This is a genomic window from Streptomyces corchorusii (assembly GCF_001514055.1).
GTDB lineage: Bacteria > Actinomycetota > Actinomycetes > Streptomycetales > Streptomycetaceae > Streptomyces > Streptomyces olivaceoviridis.
Map to the genome: position 1 here is coordinate 212,984 of NZ_KQ948365.1, position 17,825 is coordinate 230,808.

Below are 17,825 nucleotides of genomic sequence, written 5' to 3' on the forward strand. Positions count from 1 at the left end.
GCACCAGCCCCCCGCGCACCGGGCAGACCCCGGGCGCGGAGGAAGCCGTTGCGTCAAGCCGTGACCGGTGTGAAGCGCACGGGCAGCGTCTTCGGGCCCCGGGTGAAGACGCCCTGTTCAACGAGATCGTGCCCGTCCGCGAGGCGCAGGTCGGGCATGGCGTCCAGCAACTGGTTCAAGCCCACCTCGACCTCCGCCTTGGCCAGGAGCGCGCCCACGCAGAAGTGCCGGCCGAGCGCGAAGGCGAGGTGGCCGGCAGCTGCCGAGAAGGCCGAGGTCGTGGCGAGGTCGTCGCGGAAGATGTCGAACCGGTCGGGGTCGCGGTAGCGCCGCTCATCCCTGTTCGCGGCGCCGATGAGACAGGTCACCGTGGCGCCCGCCGGTATGGTGCCACCGGTGACCTCCACGTCGGTCGCCGACTGCCGCATGATCATCTGGACCGGCGGTGTGTAGCGGAGGGTCTCCGCGAAAGCTGCGGGTATCAGGCTCCGGTCCGCACGGACGGCCGCGAGCTGGTCGGGATGGCTCAGGAGGTTCGCCAGGATGCCGGCTATCGCCTTGTCGGTGGTCTCACCGCCTGCCGCGAGCAGCAGGCTGCAGAAGGCCTTGATGTCCTCGTCGCTCATGCGCACCCCGTCCACCTCCGCGGCGCACAGGGTGGACAGCAGGTCGTCGCCCGGGTTGGCACGCCGTTCCCGGATGACCGGAAGCATGTACTCGGCGAACTCCACGCGGGTGCGCTCACCGGCGGCGGCGACCTCCGGATCCCCCGAGAGGTTGCCGAGGAAGGCGATGACGGCGGTGTACCAACCGTGGAACCGCGCGTGGTCGGCCTTGTCCAGGCCCAGCATGTCCGCGATGACGTTGACCGGGAAACGGGTCGCGTAGTCGTTGACGATGTCGGCGGAGCCGGTGTGCCGGAAGGCGTCGATGAGTTCGCGGGAGTTGCGCTCGATGACCGGCAGGAACTTCTGCTGCAGGTCGCTGCCGCGGAACGCGGGGGCGACGAGGGCCCTGCGCACGGCGTGTTCGCGGCCACTGAGCTGCAGGATCGTCTTGCCATGGACCGGCTCTAGCTGCCAGTTGTAGTTGTCTGTGGTGAATTCCGCCTTCTTGTCCTTGAAGACGCGTTCGACGTCCTCATAGCGGGAGATGATGTAGCTCTGGGTGGCCTCGTGCCAGATCAGGGGTTCTTTCTCCCGCATCTCCGCATAGGCCGGGTAGGGGTTCGCGGCGAACTCGGGCGACAGGATGTCCGGGAGGTGGTGGGCAGCGGACACGGAACTCCTCAAGTCGGATGGGTGACCATCACCGCAAGGTTATGGATCTTTTGACTCGTCAAAAAGATCTGCTGGATTGAAAGTTGCCGTGAAGGGCGATCAGCGCTGCGCGGCGGTCGGTCGGCCTGGGGACCGAGCCGCGATCGGGTCCCGTCCGTCGCCCGCCGCGCCGCGCTGATCGGCTTCACCCGCGCGCGTCGAGAACGGGCATCATCAGTGAGTGCCGAACCCGTCGGCGTTCGTGACACCTTCGATCACATCACCGTCGCCCGGCCCCGGCACCCGTCACCGGGGTGAGCCCGCGCAGCGCGGTGGGCGGGGTGAGTCCCTCTGTACCGGCCGCTCCTCAGCCGGCATGGCGCACACGGGCGCGCTGGTTGGGAGCCTGTTCGTCTCGTTCGGCCGCCAGTGCTGTGAGCTGGGTATTCAGTTCCAGCCAGCCGTCGGGCGACGTGGGCTCCCACACGACGCGCTCCCCGTCCCATGTGGGGCCGTACGTGCCATGTGTAGACCCACTGTTCCAGTTCCAGTTCCCGTTCGTCGTCGTCGCGGATGCGGACGGTGGTGCTCGGGGCGGCGCGGTTGGTGATCGGGGTGACGAGATGGCGGGTGAAGAGGTCGAAGGTGTGCTTGTGCCACCGTTCAGGGGAGTGCTCCGCCCCCCTGCTCGTCGACCTGCCCTGGCCGGCGAGGTCGGGGTCCGAGGGCACCACACCGCCCGCGGACCCCGACCTCGCCGGCGAGAACCCGAAGGAGCTCGGCATCACCCCCACCCCCCAGGCCGAGTAGTCCGCAACCCTCGGGCGGCGCGGAACCGGAGCGCGTCGGCGGCCTGGCCGGACTCCTGCTGCGAGAACGCCGGTGTCACGCTGTCACACTGCCGCTGCCGGTCACACGGCAGCGTTGGTGCAGGTCAGGGCGTATATCGGTGGGGCGTGACGCCTGCGGTGCCCGGACGGCACAGGGACATGCACGAGTTCCGGCACCTGCCAGGCGGGGCGGCAGCGCCCTGGTAGGCCACCGTCGGCGCGGCTGCGCCCTGCCGCCCGGCGGTCAGCCGGCCGGGGCGTCTTCCTCGGGCCGGCCGGAGGCCTCTGGCGGGTGCTGGGCCAGGATCTGCTCCAGCACCTCGCAGAACGAGGCGGCCCGCCGGCTGCGCCGGCTGCCGAAGACCTCCCGCTCGGCGGTGAGCAGCAGCAGCCAGTGCGCGCCGGTCGTCCGCATTCGGCCGGCCGTCCGCACCGCGCTCGGCAGGCGCCGGTTCAATTCCGCTCCACAGCGCCCCGTCCTGCGACTCGTCTCCCCCTCCGAGCCAGACGGGGGCCATCCGACGGGGAACTGGCGCCAAGCCGCCCGCCACCCGGCCCTGCTGCAAAGATCAAGTGCTTGGCGCCAGCGGCTGTGCGGATGGCCCAGGCATGACGCCTGATCAGCTTGGCAGCTGAAACAGCGTGCGCAATGCCATGTCGGCCACTTGGTGCAGCTGGTCGCGGGTGCAGCCGCTCGCCGCCTGTACGGCGATGCCGTCGGTGATGGTGTACACCAGCCGGGCGAGGACGCGCGGATCGGTGTCTGCCGGGAGCTCGGCTGCCTGCTCGAAGCGATGGCGGAGCGCAGCTTCGCCGGCCATGCGCCGGGCGATCACCTCCTGGCGGATCGGCTCGGAGTCCGGGCCGCAGGCGTGGACGCTGTTGACGCTCAGACATCCGTGGGGAGTGTGGGGCCCCGTGGTCAGCTCGATGGCCCCGAGGAGCAGCCGTTCGATGACGGTCTGCGCGGTGGGCGCCTCCAGGGCCTCGGCGGCAAAGGCTCCGGGGCTGGTGAAGTAGCGGTCGAGCACTTTTCGGAACAGCTGTTCCTTGTTGCCGAAAGCCGCGTACAGACTCGGCCTGTTGATGCCCATGGCCGCGGTCAGGTCCGACAGGGACGTTCCCTCATAGCCCTGCCGCCAGAAGACCTCCAGTGCCCGGTCGAGCACGGTTTCCGGGTCGAAGGCACGTGGGCGACCGCCTGACATGCGCCACCTCCTCAAGTTTTTTACCTATCGGTACGTTACCCCTTGAATCCCGGCTGCGACTCCCCTAGTTTCTTATCGATCGGTACAGAAACAGGGAGGGCACATGATCAGAGTCGGGGTTGTGGGAGCGAGCGGCTGGGCCGGTGCATCGCACCTGCCCGCACTCGCCGGACTCGACGCGTTCGAGGTGACCGCGGTCGCGACGACCAACCAGGCCAGCGCCGACAAGGCGGCGGCTGCCCACGGCGTACCACGTGCCTACATCGATGCCGGAACCCTCGCCGGTGATCCCGACGTGGACCTGGTCGTGGTGTCGGTCAGGGCGTCCGGGCACGCGGAGGTGATCAGGGCCGCGCTGGGGGCGGGCAAGCACGTGCTGTCGGAATGGCCGCTGGGCGTGGACGCCGCGGAAGCGGAGGACCTCGCCCGAGCGGCTGGTACGGCCGGTGTCGTTCACGCCGTGAACCTGCAGGGGTACCAGTCCCCGGACGCCCGGTACGTAGCCGACCTGATCGCCGCCGGCACGATCGGCCGACTCGAATCGGCCGTCCTGGTCGCCGCCGGCGACCCACTGGGCGGCCCCCGGATCGCGCCGGAGCTGGCATGGTCCACCGACCCGGCTGCGGGCACCTCACTCCTGACCATCATGGCCGGCCACTTCCTGGCCACCCTGGACCGGATGGCGGGCAGGTTGGTCGAGGTCTCCGCGAGGCTGCCCCGCCCGCACGACCACGTCGCCGTCACGGGAACCGGCCGCACGGTGCCCAACGGCGTGCCCGCACAGGTACTGCTCCACGGCGTCCTGGAGAACGGCGCCGCCGCGTCCGTCGCCGTATACGGAGGCAGTGGGAGCCCGGACGGCTTCCTCATCAAGCTCGTTGGTTCCGAGGGTGCTGTGACGGTTGCTCCCACCCGACCGGGCACGTACATGCACTGGACCGACTGGGACATCCGGGTCAACGGCGAGCAGGTGCAGGTGCCCGACGACTACCGGACCGTCCCCTTCGACCCTGCCGGTGGACCGGTCGCCAACGTCGCGGCCGTCTACCAGTAGATCGCCCAGTCGATCGCCGAAGGGCGCCGACCCCAACCCGACTTCCACACCGCCGCGGCCCATCACCGGGTGCTCGCGGCCATCGAACGCGCCGCAGCGACCGGCGCCACGGAAAAGGTCTGAACTACGCCTCGCTCGCAATCCTGGCCCACCTGCGCGCCGCCGGCCTCGGGGCCTTGGCGGACCTGGGCTATCGCGGCGTGGACAACGACGTACTCGATCCTGTGATCGTCACCGGCTCCCATGCAGCCGCACCCACAAGCTCACCCCAGCCAGAAGACCACCAACCGGGTCCTCGCGTCGGACGGGCACCGGTCGAACACGGCTTCGCCCATCTCAAGAACCGGCGGATCCTCACCAAGCTCCGCACCGACCCCGCCCGCGCCACCTGCCTCCTGCGCGCCTTGCTCGTCCTGACGGACTTCGACGTCAATCCCTGACGGATTTGCTCAGCACACAGCCACCACGACAACTTTGAGCATCCCGGCACCGGGCATTCCAGCCCTTTGCCAGTAACGCATTGAGCCGAGCACAGACGGTTCCCTGGAACCGGGGTGCGTCAGGGCTGAATGTTCTCCAGGTCCTCAAGGAGGCTGGGGTGGGTCGGCTGCCACCCGAGGGCATCGCGGGTGTGGGCGCTGGACGCCGGCTGGTCCATGGCGAAAATCGGGCCGAACGGGCCGAAGCTGTCCTGCGGAACCTCCTCGACCGGCAGGCCCAGTCGCCGGCCGATGACTGTGGCGATGTCCCGCACCGCGTCGCCCTCGTCGCCGACGGCGTGCCAGGCAGTCCCGGCCGGTGCCGACTCAAGGACCAGACGGAACAGGACGGCTGCGTCGAGCGCGTGCACGGCCGGCCAGCGCTGGGTGCCGTCGCCCGGATAGCCGGCCACCCCGGTGCGGCGCGCCTGATCGGTCAACAGGCCGGCGAATCCCCCCTTGCCCTCGTTGTGGACCGTGCGCGGCATACGGACAGCCGTGCTGCGCACACCGCGCGAGGCGAGGTCCAGCAGCGCGTTGACCGAACGGCCTCGGCCGCCCACCGGTCCGTCGGTCGGCAGCGGATCGGTCTCGGTGGAGGCCCGCCCCGGCACCCAGGGCGTACCGGAGACCGTGACGATCGGGCGGTCGCTTCCGATGAGTTCCTGCCCCAGCACGGTGAGAGCCGCGCTCTCCTCGGCGATGGCCTGGGCGAGTGCGTCCGGACTGCTGTAGTCGCGTCCGAACGCCAGACTGATCACGCCGTCGCACTGCGCCGCGCCGGACCGCAGAGCGTCGAGGTCGGCCAGGTCTCCTCGCAGCACCTCGGCACCAGCGCGCTCAAGGGCCTGCGCGGAGCCGTCCGAACGAGCCAGTGCGAGAACGGTGTGGCCGTTGCCGAGCAGTTCGGCGACGACGGCGGAGCCGATGGTGCCGGTACCGCCGGTGACGAAGACATGCATGAGCTCTCCCTGAAAGTGATGGGACTCTTGTCCCATCACTGACCCTACACGGTGACGGGACAGGTGTCCCATCACCTATCCTGGTCTCATGGCTAGATGGCAACCGGGAGCGGCCCAGCGACTCGTCGTCGCGGCCGTCGACCTGTTCACCGAGCAGGGGTACGACGCCACCACGGTGACGCAGATCGCCGAGCGCGCCGGCGTCACCAAGAGCACCTTCTTCCGATACTTCTCCGACAAGCGCGAGCTACTGGTCGCCGGTCAGGAGACGCTCAGCAGGCTGCTCGCCGAAGGCATCACCGAGGCCCCCGCGAGCGCCAGCCCGCTCCAGGCGGTGGCAGCCGGTCTTGAGCGCGCATCGAGCGCCATGGGCCCGGCGAACCGCGAACTCGGCCCCCGCCTCAAAGCAGCCGTGGCAGCCAGCACCGAACTACAAGAGCGCGACGCCCTCAAGAGCGTCGGCCTCGCGGCCGCCATGACAGCCGCGCTCATCGCCCGCGGCGTCCCCGAGCCGACCGCGCACCTCGCGGCCGAGCTGGGAGTCCTCGCGTTCAAACGGGGATACGCCGAGTGGTCCGAAAGCGATCGTGACGGCACCGAAGGGCTCGCGCCACACGCACTGGCAGCCCTGGAAGACCTGCGTGCGGCAACTGCATCACTGGGCTGACCGACGCCGCTCGGCTGCCGCCAGCCGGGCCCTGTCGGCGCCACGGGCACTTCGCCCGTCGACCGCCTCCGAGACGCCCTGCTCGTCCTGACAACCTCGGAGCCGATCACTGACAGACGACCTACTGCGCAGACAGGCACCCACTCGGCAGTGATCTCGTCCAGGTTGAGCTGGGCGGTATCCACCAGCCGTGCTTCCGGCGGGCATTCGGCGAGCAGTTCGCGCGGGACCAGGCTGCCCGCGTACAGGCAGACCTGGCAGGCGGCGAGCGTGCGGGCGCCCCGCACCGTGATCACGTCGGCGGCACCGGGGCCGGCGCCGATGAAGTACACGGTCATCTGTCTTCTCCAGGAGAGGGGTTGGGGGTCTTCTCATGACGGCCCACTGCGTGACCGGCATCGCCTGCCGCCACCCGGTGAACCCGCCCACGGGCACGGCGTGCGCCACGGCGAGCTTGACCAGTTCGCCGTGGCACCGGTAGGCGTCGGCGAGCAGCGCCTCGGACTCCAGCGTCACGGTGTTGGCGACCAGGCGTCCGCCGGCCGGCAGCGCGTCCCAGCAGGCATCGAGCAGCCCGGGCGCGGTGAGCCCGCCATCGATGAACACGGCGGACGGTGGGACGAGTTCAGCCAGTACGGCAGGAGCGGCACCCGTCACGAAGCGCAGCCCGGGTACGCCCAGCCGCTCGGCGTTCCGCGCGATCCGCTCCGCGCGCACCGGATCCCGCTCGACGGTGACCGCCCGGCACGACGGGTGCGTGCGCATCCACTCGATCGCGATCGGCCCCCGACCCGCCGCCGATCTCGCACAGCAACTCGCCGGGCGCGAGCACGCCGAGCGTCGGCGGCGCGGACGTGGCGCGTGCTGAGCTGCCCGTCGTGCTCATAGGCGGCATCGGGCAGTCCGGGGACCGCGCCGAGTCGGGGTCGGTCGGTTCTCAGCGCGCGGCGGACCTCGACGGCGACGATGTTGCGGGGGTCTCTGGGCGGATGCGGCCAGTCGTCGGCGGCGCCTTCGGCCGTCACACATTCCTTCCCCCCCCCGCAGAGCTGTTCGAGCAGCCGCATCCTCGATGGCCCGAAACCGCGGTCGCGCAGCAGTGCGGCGACCTGGCCGGGCGTGGCGGCGTCGGCACTGAGCACGAGGAGCCGGCGCCCATGATGCAGCGCGGCGGCGAGCCGGGCGGTCGGCCGTCCGACGAGGGTCACCACGTCGGTGTCCTCCCAGGGCCGGCCGAGGCGGGCACAGGCGTAGGAGACGGAGGAAGGGTGCGGCAGGACGTGCACCGCACCGGCGCCCAGTTCCTCGATGAGGGTCCGCCCGATGCCGTAGCACATGGGGTCGCCGCTGGCCAGCACGGTGATACGGCGACCGCCATGAGCGGCGAAGAGGCCGCGGACCGCGGGCCTCAGCGGCGAGGGCCAGGGGATGCGCTCACCCCGGCACGCGGCGGGCGGCAGCGTGAGATGACGGGCGCCTCCGATGAGCACCTCGGCATCGAGCAGCACGGCTCGCGAGGTCTCGGGCAGCCCGTCCCACCCCTCGACCCCGATCCCGACGACGGCCACGGCGCGCGGCACGGAATCGGGGCTGTCGGAGTCGGACCGAGCGGGGTTCACTGCCTGCCAGCTCGGAGTTCGGAGAGGACCGGTGGCGCACTCTGCTGGTCTCCGACCAGCGTCTGTGTGCCGAGGTGCGCGACCCAGGAGAGTTATTGCACACTACTCGCAATAACTTACTCTTCGCAGAGAGGGGCGGGCATGGGCTCTCCCGTCGTGCTGGGCATCGAGTCGTCCTGTGACGAGACCGGCGCCGGACTCGTCCGGGAAGGGCGGCTGCTCGGCCACGCGGTGGCGTCGAGCATGGACGAACACGCCCGCTACGGCGGCGTCGTACCGGAGATCGCCGCCCGGGCCCACGTCCACGCGGTCCGGCCCGTGGTCCAACGCGCGCTGGAGGAGGCCGGACTGCGGCTGACCGACATCGGCGCGGTCGCCGTGACCACTGGCCCGGGCCTGTCCGGCGCACTCCAGGTCGGCCTGGCCGGAGCGAAGGGCCTGGCGTACGCACTCGGCGTCCCGCTCTACGGCGTCCACCACCTCGCCGGCCACGTCGCCGCCGACACCCTCGCACACGGCCCGCTGCCCAACCCGTGCATAGTGCTGGTCGTCTCTGGCGGCCACACCTCCCTGCTCCTCGTACGTGACCTCGCCCGCGATCCCATCGTCCACTTGGGCGACACCCTCGACGACGCCGCGGGCGAGTGCTTCGACAAGGTCGCCCGGGTCTTCGGGCTGCCCTACCCCGGCGGCCCCGCCATCGACCGGGCAGCACGCTCGGGGGATCCGCACGCCGTCCCCTTCCCCCGCCCGCTTCCCGCGTCGTACGACTTCTCCTTCTCGGGGCTGAAGACGGCAGCGGCGCGCTGAGCCGAGAGTCACGCGGGCGCCGAGTTGCCGGTCGCGGACGGGGCGGCGTCCCTTCAGGAGGCGGTCGCCGACGTGCTGACCCGCAAGGCGGTCGCGGCCTGCGTGGAGCACGGCGTGGGCACGCTCGTCGTGGTCGGTGGGGTCGCCGCCAACTCCCGGGTGCGTGCGCTGGCCGAGGAGCGGTGCCGGGCCGCCGGGCTCACCTTGCGCGTGCCTCCACTGCGCCTGTGCACGGACAACGGCGCGATGATCGCCGCCGTCGGCGACCTCCTCGTACAGGCCGGAGCCGAACCGGCACCCCTGGACGTGTCCGTCGACCCATCGGCACCACTGGAGCACGCGGCCCTGCACCCCACAGCCACGGCAAGGGCGGCCACCTGATGACCACGCGCATCCGCGTCTTCCACGGCGAGGAACTGCTGGCGCACTCCGATGCCCTGTGCTCCGTCTACGTCGACGCCTTCCGCGCCCCGCCCTGGAACGAGGACGAGGGGAAGGCCACCGCGTTCCTCGGCCGCCTGAGGGAGGACGTCAAGCGCCCCGGCTTCACCGCAGCCGTCGCCCTCTCAGGGCCGGACGTCGTCGGCTTCACCACCGCGTGGACCACCCTGACCCCCTTCCCCACCGACCGCTGCTACCCCCAGGCCGCCGCCGGCCTGGGCCCGCAGCGCACAACGGAGTGGCTGTGCGGAGCCCGCGAGATAGACGAACTCGCCGTCCGCCCCGCAGCCCACGGCACCGGACTGGCCGCCGAACTGCTGGAGACGGTCACCACGGGCGCCCCCGGAGGCCGCTCCTGGCTGCTCACCTCGGTCCGGTCCTCCCGGGCCATGGCCTTCTACCGCCGCGAGGGCTGGATACAGGCCACCCACCCCTCCCCCGGAGGCAGGGGCATCGCCGTCTTCCTCGGCCCCCGTCACCCGGCACGTACCCTCGCCGCCCCGCCTCTGTAGACATCGAAGCAATCGGAGGAACAGCGCCATGACCACCACGGCACACATCGACACCACCCGCCCCGTGGCAACGCTCATCAACGTCTTCACCGTCTCCCCGGACCGTCAGACCGAGCTAGTCGACCTGCTCGCCCAGGCCACCGAGGAGACGATGAAGCACCAACCCGGCTTCATCTGCGCCAACTTCCACGCCTCCCTCGACGGCGAACGCGTCATCAACTACGCCCAGTGGGAGAGTGAGGAGCACTACCGCGCAATGCTCACCAACCCCGAGGCACGGGTCCACATGGACAAGGCCGCCACCATCGCGAGCGACGTCCAGCCCCGCCTCTTCCGAGTGGCGTCGAGCCACCGGGGCTGAACCAACGCCGAACGGCAACAGGTGAGTTCTCGGAAACTTCGCGTTCACGACGGCGGGCGCCGACGGTAACAACCCCTTTCTAGCGTGACCGGCCGTGGGATCAGAGTCGTGTACACGGCCGAACGGAACACACGAAGGTTCGTAGGGCTCCCCCGTCCTGCCGATGACGCCAAGCGGGGCATTCCCTCCCACAGAGGCAGCCGCACCAGCGTCATCGGGAGGCGCGACATGAGCACCACCGAGTCACGGACACCAACGGCAGACGCGCCGAAGGCCGCCGCCGATCAGGCGGTCAGGGAGACGTCGGAGGACTACACCCTCCGTTTCGCTCCCCGCAGCTACCGTCGCTGGACCCCCATGGTCGTGGCGACCACCGCGCTCGGCGGCATCGCCTACATGGCCGACTTCTCCATCGGTGCCGGCATCGGCCTGGCGCACGGCACCGGCAACGCCCTCGTTGCCATCGCGGTGGCTGCCGTGGTCATCTTCATCACCGGTTTCCCCCTCGCCTATTACGGCGCCCGCTACAACATCGACCTCGACCTCATCACCCGCGGCTCAGGCTTCGGTTACTACGGCTCGGTCCTCACCAGCGTCATCTTCGCCAGCTTCACCTTCATCTTCTTCGCCCTCGAAGGCTCGATCATGGCCCAGGGCCTCAAGCTCGGCTTGGGGCTGCCCCTGTGGCTGGGCTACCTGATCTCCACGCTCATGGTCATCCCCCTGGTGATCTACGGCATGAAGGCGCTCAGCAAGCTCCAGGTGTGGACCACCCCGATCTGGCTGCTGCTGATGGTCGGCCCGCTGGTCTACCTGATCGCCACCGACCCCGGCACCGTCGACCGCTTCCTCGCCTACACCGGCACGGACGGCGACAGCGGCGTCAACACGGCCTCGGTCCTGCTCGGCGCCGGCGTCTGCCTCTCACTCATCGCCCAGATAGGCGAGCAGATCGACTACCTGCGCTTCATGCCACCGAAGACCGAGGCCAACAAGCGCACTTGGTGGGCGGGCGTGGTCATGGCGGGTCCCGGCTGGGTGGTGCTCGGCGCGCTGAAGCAGGCCATCGGCGTCTTCCTCGCGGTGTACATCCTCGCCAAGGTCGGCCCGGCTGCCGCGACCGAGCCCATCCAGCAGTTCCGCGGCGCCTTCGACGCGATGATGCCCTCCTGGATGGTCATCCCGCTCGCCGTGGCACTGGTGGTCATCAGCCAGATCAAGATCAATGTCACGAACGCCTACTCCGGCTCTCTCGCCTGGACGAACTCCTTCACCCGAGTCACCAGGCACTACCCCGGCCGCATGGTCTTCGTTCTGATCAACCTGGGCTTTGCGCTCGCATTGATGGAAGCCGACATGTTCAGCTTCCTCAACAGCATCCTTGGCTTCTACTCGAACTGCGCGATCGCCTGGGTGGTCACCGTCGCCACCGACATCGGCATCAACAAGTATCTGCTGAAACTCTCCCCGCTCCAGCCGGAGTTCCGCCGGGGCATGCTCCACGCCGTCAACCCGGTCGGCGTCGTGGCCTTCGTCGTCGCCTCCGGCCTGTCGATCGCCATGTACTTCCACCAGCTGGGCGACACCCTCCAGCCGTACTCCCCCGTCGCCGCTGCCGTCATCGCCTTCGCCCTGACCCCGCTGATGGCGATCGTCACCAAGGGCAAGTACTACCTCCGCCGCACCGACGACGGCATAGACGAGCCCCTGCTGGACGCGGACGGCAACCCGAGCGCTCTCATCTTCGCCTGCCACGTCTGCCAACAGCCGTACGAACGCCCGGACCTGACCGCCTGCGCCACACACGACGCGGCCGTCTGCTCCCTGTGCCTGAGCACTGACAAAATCGGCGACCACGTGCTGCCTTCCACTGCTTAGCCGACGGCCTGGCTGCGGTGTGGGGGCAGCCGAATTCCAGAACGGATGACGTGGCGCGGCACGGAGGAGACAGCGTCACCTGTATTCGGAGCCGCAGAGAGATCGTGCCACGCGTCCGTGTCCGCTACGGCGCCCTCGGCTCCTTCATCGCTCGGCCACGGAACAACGGCAGTGCGGCTCCCGCGACGTGCCGGGTCCCTCCTGCCGCAGATCAATCCGAGCCAGGTGGTGCCGACGCTCCCGAACGCCGACGAACCCGTCGAGCCGATGGCGGCCTCGACCGAGCTGACCAAGTCGCCCGTTCAGGCCGACGCCCTGCCCAGTCGTACGGCGGGCCACCGCTTCCGCGGCTCTGCCGCCCCTCTGCGGGCACACCTCCGGAAAACGTCGAAGCGGCTCAGGCGGGAATGCGCCAAAGGCTTCGCCTACAAGGTCGGCAGCGCTGTTGCGATGGTGGCCTGCGCACACATCGCCTTCGTCCCGGCGCTGAACCCCGTTACTGCCATGCACGGCGTGCACAACACCGGGGACCTGCCCGGAGTGCGGTGAGCCGCTGGTCGATGTCCGGAGAGGGGCGCTCCTTGTGGACTCGCGGAAACAGGACGACTCGGACGCCTTCTTCTACCTGCGGGAAGGCGTGCTGGAGCGTCTGCTCCAAGCACAGGCGCACTTGCCGGCCGGCCTGGGGTTCCTGGTGGTCGAGGGCTATCGTCCGCCGGCATTGCAGCGGCGCTACTTCGAGGAATACGCGGCCAGGTTGCGAGCTGAGCAGCCTGGATGGACCGACGAGCAGATTCGGTCGGCGGCGAGCCGTTTCGTGTCGCCTCCGGAGATCGCGCCGCACAGCGCGGGCGCGGCGGTGGATCTTACGCTCGTGGATGCGGACGGCCGTGAGCTGGATCTGGGTACGCCTGTGAACGCGACTCCAGAGGAGAGCGCCGGTGCCTGCTGCACCGACGCCGCCGGGATCAGCGCGCAGGCGCGTGCCCACCGGGACATCCTGGTGCGCGTGTTGATGGCCGTGGGCCTGGTGAACTACCCGACGGAGTGGTGGCATTGGTCGTTCGGCGACCGCTACTGGGCGTTGGCCACTGGAGCGGCAAGCGCCTGTTACGGACCGAGCCTGCACGGCGTCCACCGATGACGGTTCCGGCTGAGCCGCGGTAGCCCCCGTCAGGCTGTCGCAGTGCGGGCCTCCGCCCCAGCGGTCGTCCACGCCAAGAGGCGCTGCGGGTGGGCGCCGCGCCGACGGTGGGAGGCGGCGTATCCCGGGCGTCTACTCCTCGGTTATCGCTGCGCCTTGGAGGCGTGCTGCGTCCTGGCCCGGCGGTGCTCCGAACATACGCCGGTACTCGCGGCTGAACTGCGACGGGCTGTCGTATCCGACGGCGTATCCAATCGCGGCCACGTCGTGCGGCGCTGCGATGAGTTGAATGCGGGCCTTTTGGAGTCGGAGTTGTTTTTGATACTGCAGCGGACTCATGGCGGTCACCGCACGGAAGTGCCGGTTGAGCGAGGAGACGCTCATGCCGACTTCGTCGGCGAGGTCGCCGATGCGAATCACTTCGTCGTAGTGGGTCTTGATCCACTGGATCGCGCGGGTGACGAGGGTCGTGCGGCTGTCGGCCAGGCCGATCTGTCTGACCAGGGCCGCCTGGGGTCCGTTCAGCAGTCGCCAATGGATCTCACGTCCTACGCCGGGTGCCAGTACCGGGATGTCACGTGGCTCGTCCAGCAGGCGCAGCAGCCGGACGACGGCGTCGAGCAGCTTGTCGTCGGCGTCGCTGGTTGCGATGCCTGGACCGTCGTGAGGGCGGACGACGGCGGGGCCGGCCTCCACCAGCAATTGCGCAATGATCGCGGGTTGCAACGGAAGCCCGAACCCGACAAACGGCTCGGCGGGCGAGGCGTGGGTGATCTGTGAGGTCAGGGGAAGGTCGACGGTCACGACGAGGTACTGGCCCGTCCAGTAATCGAAGATGCGGTCGTTGAGGACGGCGCGCTTCGCTCCCTGCACGACCAGAGCGATCATGGGTTCGGTGACCGAGCCCAGCGGTTCGGTCACGCGCTCGGTCGAGAACACCGTCATTCCCTCGATCCACAACGGGCGTGGGCTGCCCGCGGCGAGCCGTCCGATCCGGTTACGCAGTTCGTCCAGGTGATGCACCACGCCAGTGGAGCATGGAATTGTGTGCGAGGCCAACATGATCCGGGCAAGGTTGAGCGGATTGTGCAACAGTCCGCACGCATCGTTCTAGGCGATCACAACGCTTTGGGCTCGAATAGAGGAGCACCGGGAGACGGCCTCCGTGCCGTCTCATACCTCTATCAGCTTGGAGCTCGGGCATGTCACTCGATTCCTACGTCACCCTTGGCCGCTCGGGACTGCGCCTCAGCCCGTTCACACTGGGCACGATGACCTTCGGCGAGGATCACGGCTGGGGTTGCAGCCCAGAGGAATCCAAGAACATCCTCGCGACATACCTGGACCGGGGCGGCAACTCGATCGACACCGCCAACATCTACACCAACGGCCACTCCGAGAAGATCATCGGCGACTACTTCGCCGGCCATCGTGCACTGCGTGATCGGGTGGTGATCGGCACCAAGTTCTTCGGCAACCTGTACGAGAACGACCCCAACGGCGGCGGAGCCGGCCGTAAGGCGATCGTGCAACAGCTGGAGAACTCGCTGCGGCGTCTGCAAACCGACTACGTCGACATCTACTGGCTGCACAATTTCGACCCGGCCACGCCGGTCGAGGAGACCCTCCGCGCGCTGGATGACCTGATCAGCGACGGCAAGGTCCGCTACGTCGGATTCTCCGACGTGCCGGCGTGGGCGACGGCCGAGGCAGCCACCATCGCGCGCCTGCGCGGGTGGGCCCCGATCGTCGCGCTGCAACTGGAGTACTCCCTGCTCGAACGCACCTCCGAAGGAGAGCTGATCCCGATGGCCCAGGCACTGGGCATGGGCGTGATGCCGTGGGGGCCGCTGAAGAGCGGGTTCTTGTCCGGCAAGTACTCCAGCGCAACCACCGGCCCGGTCGACACCACTCGTGCGCAGATGGTCGGCGCCCCGAGCGAGGCCGACTACGTCGTGATCGACGCGCTCAACGCCGTCGCCGGCGACGTGGGCGCCAGCCCCGCCGCAGTGGCCCTGGCCTGGGTGCGGGGCCGTCCCGGGATCACCTCCACCCTGGTCGGCGCGCGCCGCATGGACCAGTTCGAGGCCAACCTGCACGCCCTGGACGTGACCCTCACCGAGGCCCAGCGCGCCACGCTGGATGACGTGTCCGCTCCCGCACTGAACTTCCCGGCCGCGAACAACAGGATGCTGGCACCCATGATCCAGTTCGCCGGAGCCACCGTGGACGGGATCCCGTCAGTGGTGTCCCCGCTGTTGCGGGCGAGCAGTGCCCGCTACTGACCGCCACTCCAGCACACGGAGGGGAGAGACAACCACGACACATCGGTTCGCAGGCAAGACGGCCCTCGTCACAGGGGGCGGATCCGGTATCGGACGGGCGACGGCCCTGGCGCTCGCGGCAGAGGGCGCGCGCTGGTAACGGTCTCGGGCCGCACGGAGGAATCCCTCAAGGAGACCATGCACCTGGTCTAACAGCGGCTAACACAATGAGGTGAGGTGGTGCCGTGGGCCGTGTCGGGCAAGGGTGGGGAGATCGCCTCGAACCGACGCGACGAGCAGGAGATGTTCGTGCTGTGCCTGCGGATTTTGCAATCAGCCCTGGTCTACGTGAACACCCTGATGCTCCAGGACATCCTTGCCAAACCCGAGTGGTCCGACCTCCTCACGCCCGCCGACCGGCGCGGCCTGACTCCGCTGTTCTGGTCCCACGTCCGCCCGTGCGGCGAGATGAACCTCGACATGGCCACTCGTCTCAACCTCACCGCGGTCACAGTTCCTGGCCCCCGTACGGCAGGCGATGATGAGCCGGCCAACGAGCCCATGGACGCGTGAGCCGGTCCCGTCACCGCTCGCACGACGGTCAGCCGTAACCGGCGGGACTGGCCAACCCTCGAATTGGAACAGCCGGGCGCATGCCCTCTTGGGCACGCTGCCCGGTTGTGGTCAGTCAGTAGGCCGCCGCTGGCTCTACATCCAAGACCGCCTTGCCTGCGATTCGCCGGTCCAGCAGCGCTTGAGCGGCCTCGGCGACACGCTCCCAGGAACCGCGCCAGTCGACCTCTGGGGAAAGCCTCCCCGCTGCCACAAACTCCAGCAGGGTTGCCAGGTCCGGGCCGACCTCATGGACGTCGCCGAACGTGTTCATCGTCTTAGATGGCCCTACGGAGAACAGTGAGTAAGGCGCGAACACCGCCGGTTCGTCGGAAGCCCAGCCGATGTTCTGCACACCCCCGCCCGGCGCGAGGAGTTCCCAAGCTGCGGCCAGTTGCTGGCCGCCGACATTGTCGAGAATGAGGTCCACCGGCTGGTCGATGCCTTCCAGGCCGACCACCACCTGGTGGGCGCCCAGCTTGGCCAAGCCGGCGGCACGCGTCGGCGATCCCACCGAAGCGATCACATGGGCACCCCCCAGGGCCGCGAGCTGGACCGCGTAGCGGCCGACGCCGCCGGCCGCGCCGGTGATCAGTACTCGTCGGCCCAGGATGGAGCGGGAGCGCAGCGTGCGTAGCGCAGTGATGCCGGCCATCGGCAGCGCGGCGGCGTCAGCGAGGTCGACCTGGGCGGGAACTTCGGCCACCGCAGTGGTGTCCACGGCCATCCGCTGGGCCCACGCCCCGGCTCCGAACGCTGTGATCCTGGCTCCTACGGACGGTCCGGTGCCGTCCGTCGCGGCACGTACGACGACACCGGCGGCGTCATAGCCGTGAACGGTCCCGGCCGGAAGTCGCCCCGCGAACGCCACCTCGCCGCGGTTGAGCGAGATGTGCTGGACATCGACCACCAGCTGATGCGGTGCTGCCTGGGGTTCTGCGGCCAGCCCAAGACGCAGGGATCCGGGAGCGTCGGGATCGACGACGAGCGCGTGCATGACCATGAGGCCTCTCTGTAGACGTGCATCATGCGGACCACCAGTCCGGTTAATGCACGGTAGTATACGGACCGACAGTCCGTCTAGCTGAGAGGTACCGATGACCGATGACTGAACAGCGGGCCGAACGCGCCGACGCGGTCCGTAACCGTCGCGCGGTGCTACGCGCGACTGAGCAACTCTTGAACGAAGGCGGCAGGGACCATGTGTCGCTCGACCGCGTTGCCGCCCTTGCCGGAGTCGGGAAAGGCACGGTCTTCCGGCGCTTCGGCAACCGCGCCGGACTGCTGCAGGCGCTGCTGGAGGAGAGGTCCCGGGAACTGCGCGATGCGGTCGGGAACGGACCCCCGCCCCTGGGGCCGGGAGCGCCCGCACCGGAGCGACTGCTCGCCTTCCTGGATGGGCTCGGTGCGATCGCCGAAGGCAACGCCACCTTGCTGTCCGCACACGGGCAAGCCTGCGCTGAGGACAAGTACCGCGATCCCAGCTACCAGCTGTGGCACCGCCATCTCAGCACCTTGTTCGCCGACGAACGTCCCGATCTCGACGCCGACTTCCTGGCCCACGCCATACTCGCGGTCTTCGACGGCGACCTGATCCGCCACATGACGCCGCCTGACGACCCCCGCCGCTTCACCCGTTCCATCCAGCAGATGGCCATGGCGCTGCTCCGCCGTGACTGATCATCGGGGTGTCCACCTATCGACCGATTGATGAGCAAGATCGGT

General features: G+C 69.1%; 18 protein-coding genes and 4 pseudogenes. 14 read left to right on the forward strand and 8 right to left on the reverse strand.

The window, feature by feature from the left end:
- Positions 1-53 precede the first annotated feature (53 nt).
- Positions 54-1,280 carry a cytochrome P450 gene (locus AQJ11_RS33610; protein WP_059265706.1) on the reverse strand — a complete coding sequence of 409 codons (1,227 nt, stop codon included), beginning with the start codon at positions 1,278-1,280 and terminating at the stop codon, positions 54-56.
- Positions 1,281-1,910: 630 nt separating this feature from the next.
- Here AQJ11_RS33610 and AQJ11_RS33615 point away from each other — a divergent pair.
- The gene (locus AQJ11_RS33615; protein WP_159061724.1) at positions 1,911-2,069 is read left to right on the forward strand and encodes a hypothetical protein; all 159 of its coding nucleotides are present in this window, start codon (positions 1,911-1,913) and stop codon (positions 2,067-2,069) included.
- 264 nt (positions 2,070-2,333) lie between these two features.
- Here AQJ11_RS33615 and AQJ11_RS33620 read toward each other — a convergent pair whose 3' ends face one another.
- Both AQJ11_RS33620 and AQJ11_RS33625 read right to left on the reverse strand, forming a co-directional pair.
- Positions 2,334-2,504, reverse strand: coding sequence for a hypothetical protein (locus AQJ11_RS33620; RefSeq protein ID WP_159061725.1), 171 nt, complete (start codon positions 2,502-2,504; stop codon positions 2,334-2,336).
- A 205-nt stretch (positions 2,505-2,709) separates the two neighbouring features.
- A complete protein-coding gene (locus AQJ11_RS33625) occupies positions 2,710-3,258 on the reverse strand; it encodes a TetR/AcrR family transcriptional regulator (RefSeq protein ID WP_079082516.1) in 549 nt (182 codons plus the stop codon).
- A 142-nt stretch (positions 3,259-3,400) separates the two neighbouring features.
- On the opposite strand from AQJ11_RS33625, the gene AQJ11_RS33630 reads away from it, so the two are divergent.
- Both AQJ11_RS33630 and AQJ11_RS33635 read left to right on the forward strand, forming a co-directional pair.
- A complete protein-coding gene (locus AQJ11_RS33630; protein ID WP_244218466.1) occupies positions 3,401-4,351 on the forward strand; it encodes a Gfo/Idh/MocA family protein in 951 nt (316 codons plus the stop codon).
- A gap of 200 nt (positions 4,352-4,551) precedes the next feature.
- Positions 4,552-4,791 (forward strand): hypothetical protein, encoded by a 240-nt coding sequence (locus AQJ11_RS33635; protein ID WP_244218467.1) that lies wholly within the window; start codon positions 4,552-4,554, stop codon positions 4,789-4,791.
- 119 nt (positions 4,792-4,910) lie between these two features.
- Here AQJ11_RS33635 and AQJ11_RS33640 read toward each other — a convergent pair whose 3' ends face one another.
- Positions 4,911-5,792 (reverse strand): SDR family oxidoreductase, encoded by an 882-nt coding sequence (locus AQJ11_RS33640; RefSeq protein WP_059265710.1) that lies wholly within the window; start codon positions 5,790-5,792, stop codon positions 4,911-4,913.
- An 88-nt stretch (positions 5,793-5,880) separates the two neighbouring features.
- On the opposite strand from AQJ11_RS33640, the gene AQJ11_RS33645 reads away from it, so the two are divergent.
- Entirely contained in the window at positions 5,881-6,459 is a 579-nt protein-coding gene (locus tag AQJ11_RS33645; RefSeq protein ID WP_059265711.1) for a TetR/AcrR family transcriptional regulator, read from the forward strand.
- Between the two features lie 137 nt (positions 6,460-6,596).
- Here AQJ11_RS33645 and AQJ11_RS51570 read toward each other — a convergent pair.
- A pseudogene (locus AQJ11_RS51570) lies at positions 6,597-6,797 on the reverse strand (SAM-dependent methyltransferase); the annotation flags it as partial.
- A 25-nt stretch (positions 6,798-6,822) separates the two neighbouring features.
- Positions 6,823-8,027: pseudogene (gene cbiE / locus AQJ11_RS51575) on the reverse strand (precorrin-6y C5,15-methyltransferase (decarboxylating) subunit CbiE); the annotation flags it as partial.
- A 192-nt stretch (positions 8,028-8,219) separates the two neighbouring features.
- Here cbiE and tsaD point away from each other — a divergent pair.
- The 6 genes and pseudogenes from tsaD (at position 8,220) to AQJ11_RS33680 (ending at position 13,224) form a co-directional block, all read left to right on the forward strand.
- Positions 8,220-9,269, forward strand: a pseudogene (gene tsaD, locus AQJ11_RS33655) (tRNA (adenosine(37)-N6)-threonylcarbamoyltransferase complex transferase subunit TsaD).
- The gene (locus AQJ11_RS33660) at positions 9,269-9,841 is read left to right on the forward strand and encodes a GNAT family N-acetyltransferase (RefSeq protein WP_059265712.1); all 573 of its coding nucleotides are present in this window, start codon (positions 9,269-9,271) and stop codon (positions 9,839-9,841) included. Before tsaD ends, AQJ11_RS33660 begins: the two are co-directional and overlap by 1 nt.
- 28 nt (positions 9,842-9,869) lie before the next feature.
- A complete protein-coding gene (locus AQJ11_RS33665) occupies positions 9,870-10,202 on the forward strand; it encodes an antibiotic biosynthesis monooxygenase family protein (protein ID WP_059265713.1) in 333 nt (110 codons plus the stop codon).
- Positions 10,203-10,430: 228 nt separating this feature from the next.
- The gene (locus AQJ11_RS33670; RefSeq protein WP_208616678.1) at positions 10,431-12,080 is read left to right on the forward strand and encodes an allantoin permease; all 1,650 of its coding nucleotides are present in this window, start codon (positions 10,431-10,433) and stop codon (positions 12,078-12,080) included.
- Between the two features lie 225 nt (positions 12,081-12,305).
- Positions 12,306-12,629, forward strand: a complete 324-nt coding sequence (locus tag AQJ11_RS33675; RefSeq protein ID WP_159061726.1) for a hypothetical protein — start codon at positions 12,306-12,308, stop codon at positions 12,627-12,629.
- 34 nt (positions 12,630-12,663) lie between these two features.
- Positions 12,664-13,224: a M15 family metallopeptidase gene (locus tag AQJ11_RS33680; RefSeq protein WP_059265715.1), complete on the forward strand. Its 561-nt coding sequence runs from the start codon at positions 12,664-12,666 to the stop codon at positions 13,222-13,224.
- Between the two features lie 132 nt (positions 13,225-13,356).
- Here AQJ11_RS33680 and AQJ11_RS33685 read toward each other — a convergent pair whose 3' ends face one another.
- Entirely contained in the window at positions 13,357-14,169 is an 813-nt protein-coding gene (locus AQJ11_RS33685; protein ID WP_059265716.1) for an AraC family transcriptional regulator, read from the reverse strand.
- Positions 14,170-14,426: 257 nt separating this feature from the next.
- Here AQJ11_RS33685 and AQJ11_RS33690 point away from each other — a divergent pair, with 257 nt between their 5' ends.
- The 3 genes and pseudogenes from AQJ11_RS33690 (at position 14,427) to AQJ11_RS33695 (ending at position 16,061) form a co-directional block, all read left to right on the forward strand.
- Positions 14,427-15,509 carry an aldo/keto reductase gene (locus AQJ11_RS33690; RefSeq protein ID WP_059265717.1) on the forward strand — a complete coding sequence of 361 codons (1,083 nt, stop codon included), beginning with the start codon at positions 14,427-14,429 and terminating at the stop codon, positions 15,507-15,509.
- Positions 15,496-15,698: pseudogene (locus AQJ11_RS52190) on the forward strand (SDR family NAD(P)-dependent oxidoreductase); the annotation flags it as partial. The gene AQJ11_RS33690 and the pseudogene AQJ11_RS52190, both read left to right, overlap by 14 nt.
- A gap of 27 nt (positions 15,699-15,725) precedes the next feature.
- The gene (locus AQJ11_RS33695) at positions 15,726-16,061 is read left to right on the forward strand and encodes a Tn3 family transposase (protein WP_014669931.1); all 336 of its coding nucleotides are present in this window, start codon (positions 15,726-15,728) and stop codon (positions 16,059-16,061) included.
- A 115-nt stretch (positions 16,062-16,176) separates the two neighbouring features.
- On the opposite strand, the gene AQJ11_RS33700 is transcribed toward AQJ11_RS33695, so the two are convergent.
- On the reverse strand, positions 16,177-17,097 hold the full coding sequence (locus AQJ11_RS33700; RefSeq protein WP_175252372.1) for a zinc-binding dehydrogenase: 921 nt from the start codon (positions 17,095-17,097) through the stop codon (positions 16,177-16,179).
- A 107-nt stretch (positions 17,098-17,204) separates the two neighbouring features.
- Here AQJ11_RS33700 and AQJ11_RS33705 point away from each other — a divergent pair, with 107 nt between their 5' ends.
- Positions 17,205-17,780 carry a TetR/AcrR family transcriptional regulator gene (locus AQJ11_RS33705; protein ID WP_175252034.1) on the forward strand — a complete coding sequence of 192 codons (576 nt, stop codon included), beginning with the start codon at positions 17,205-17,207 and terminating at the stop codon, positions 17,778-17,780.
- Positions 17,781-17,825: the final 45 nt, after the last annotated feature.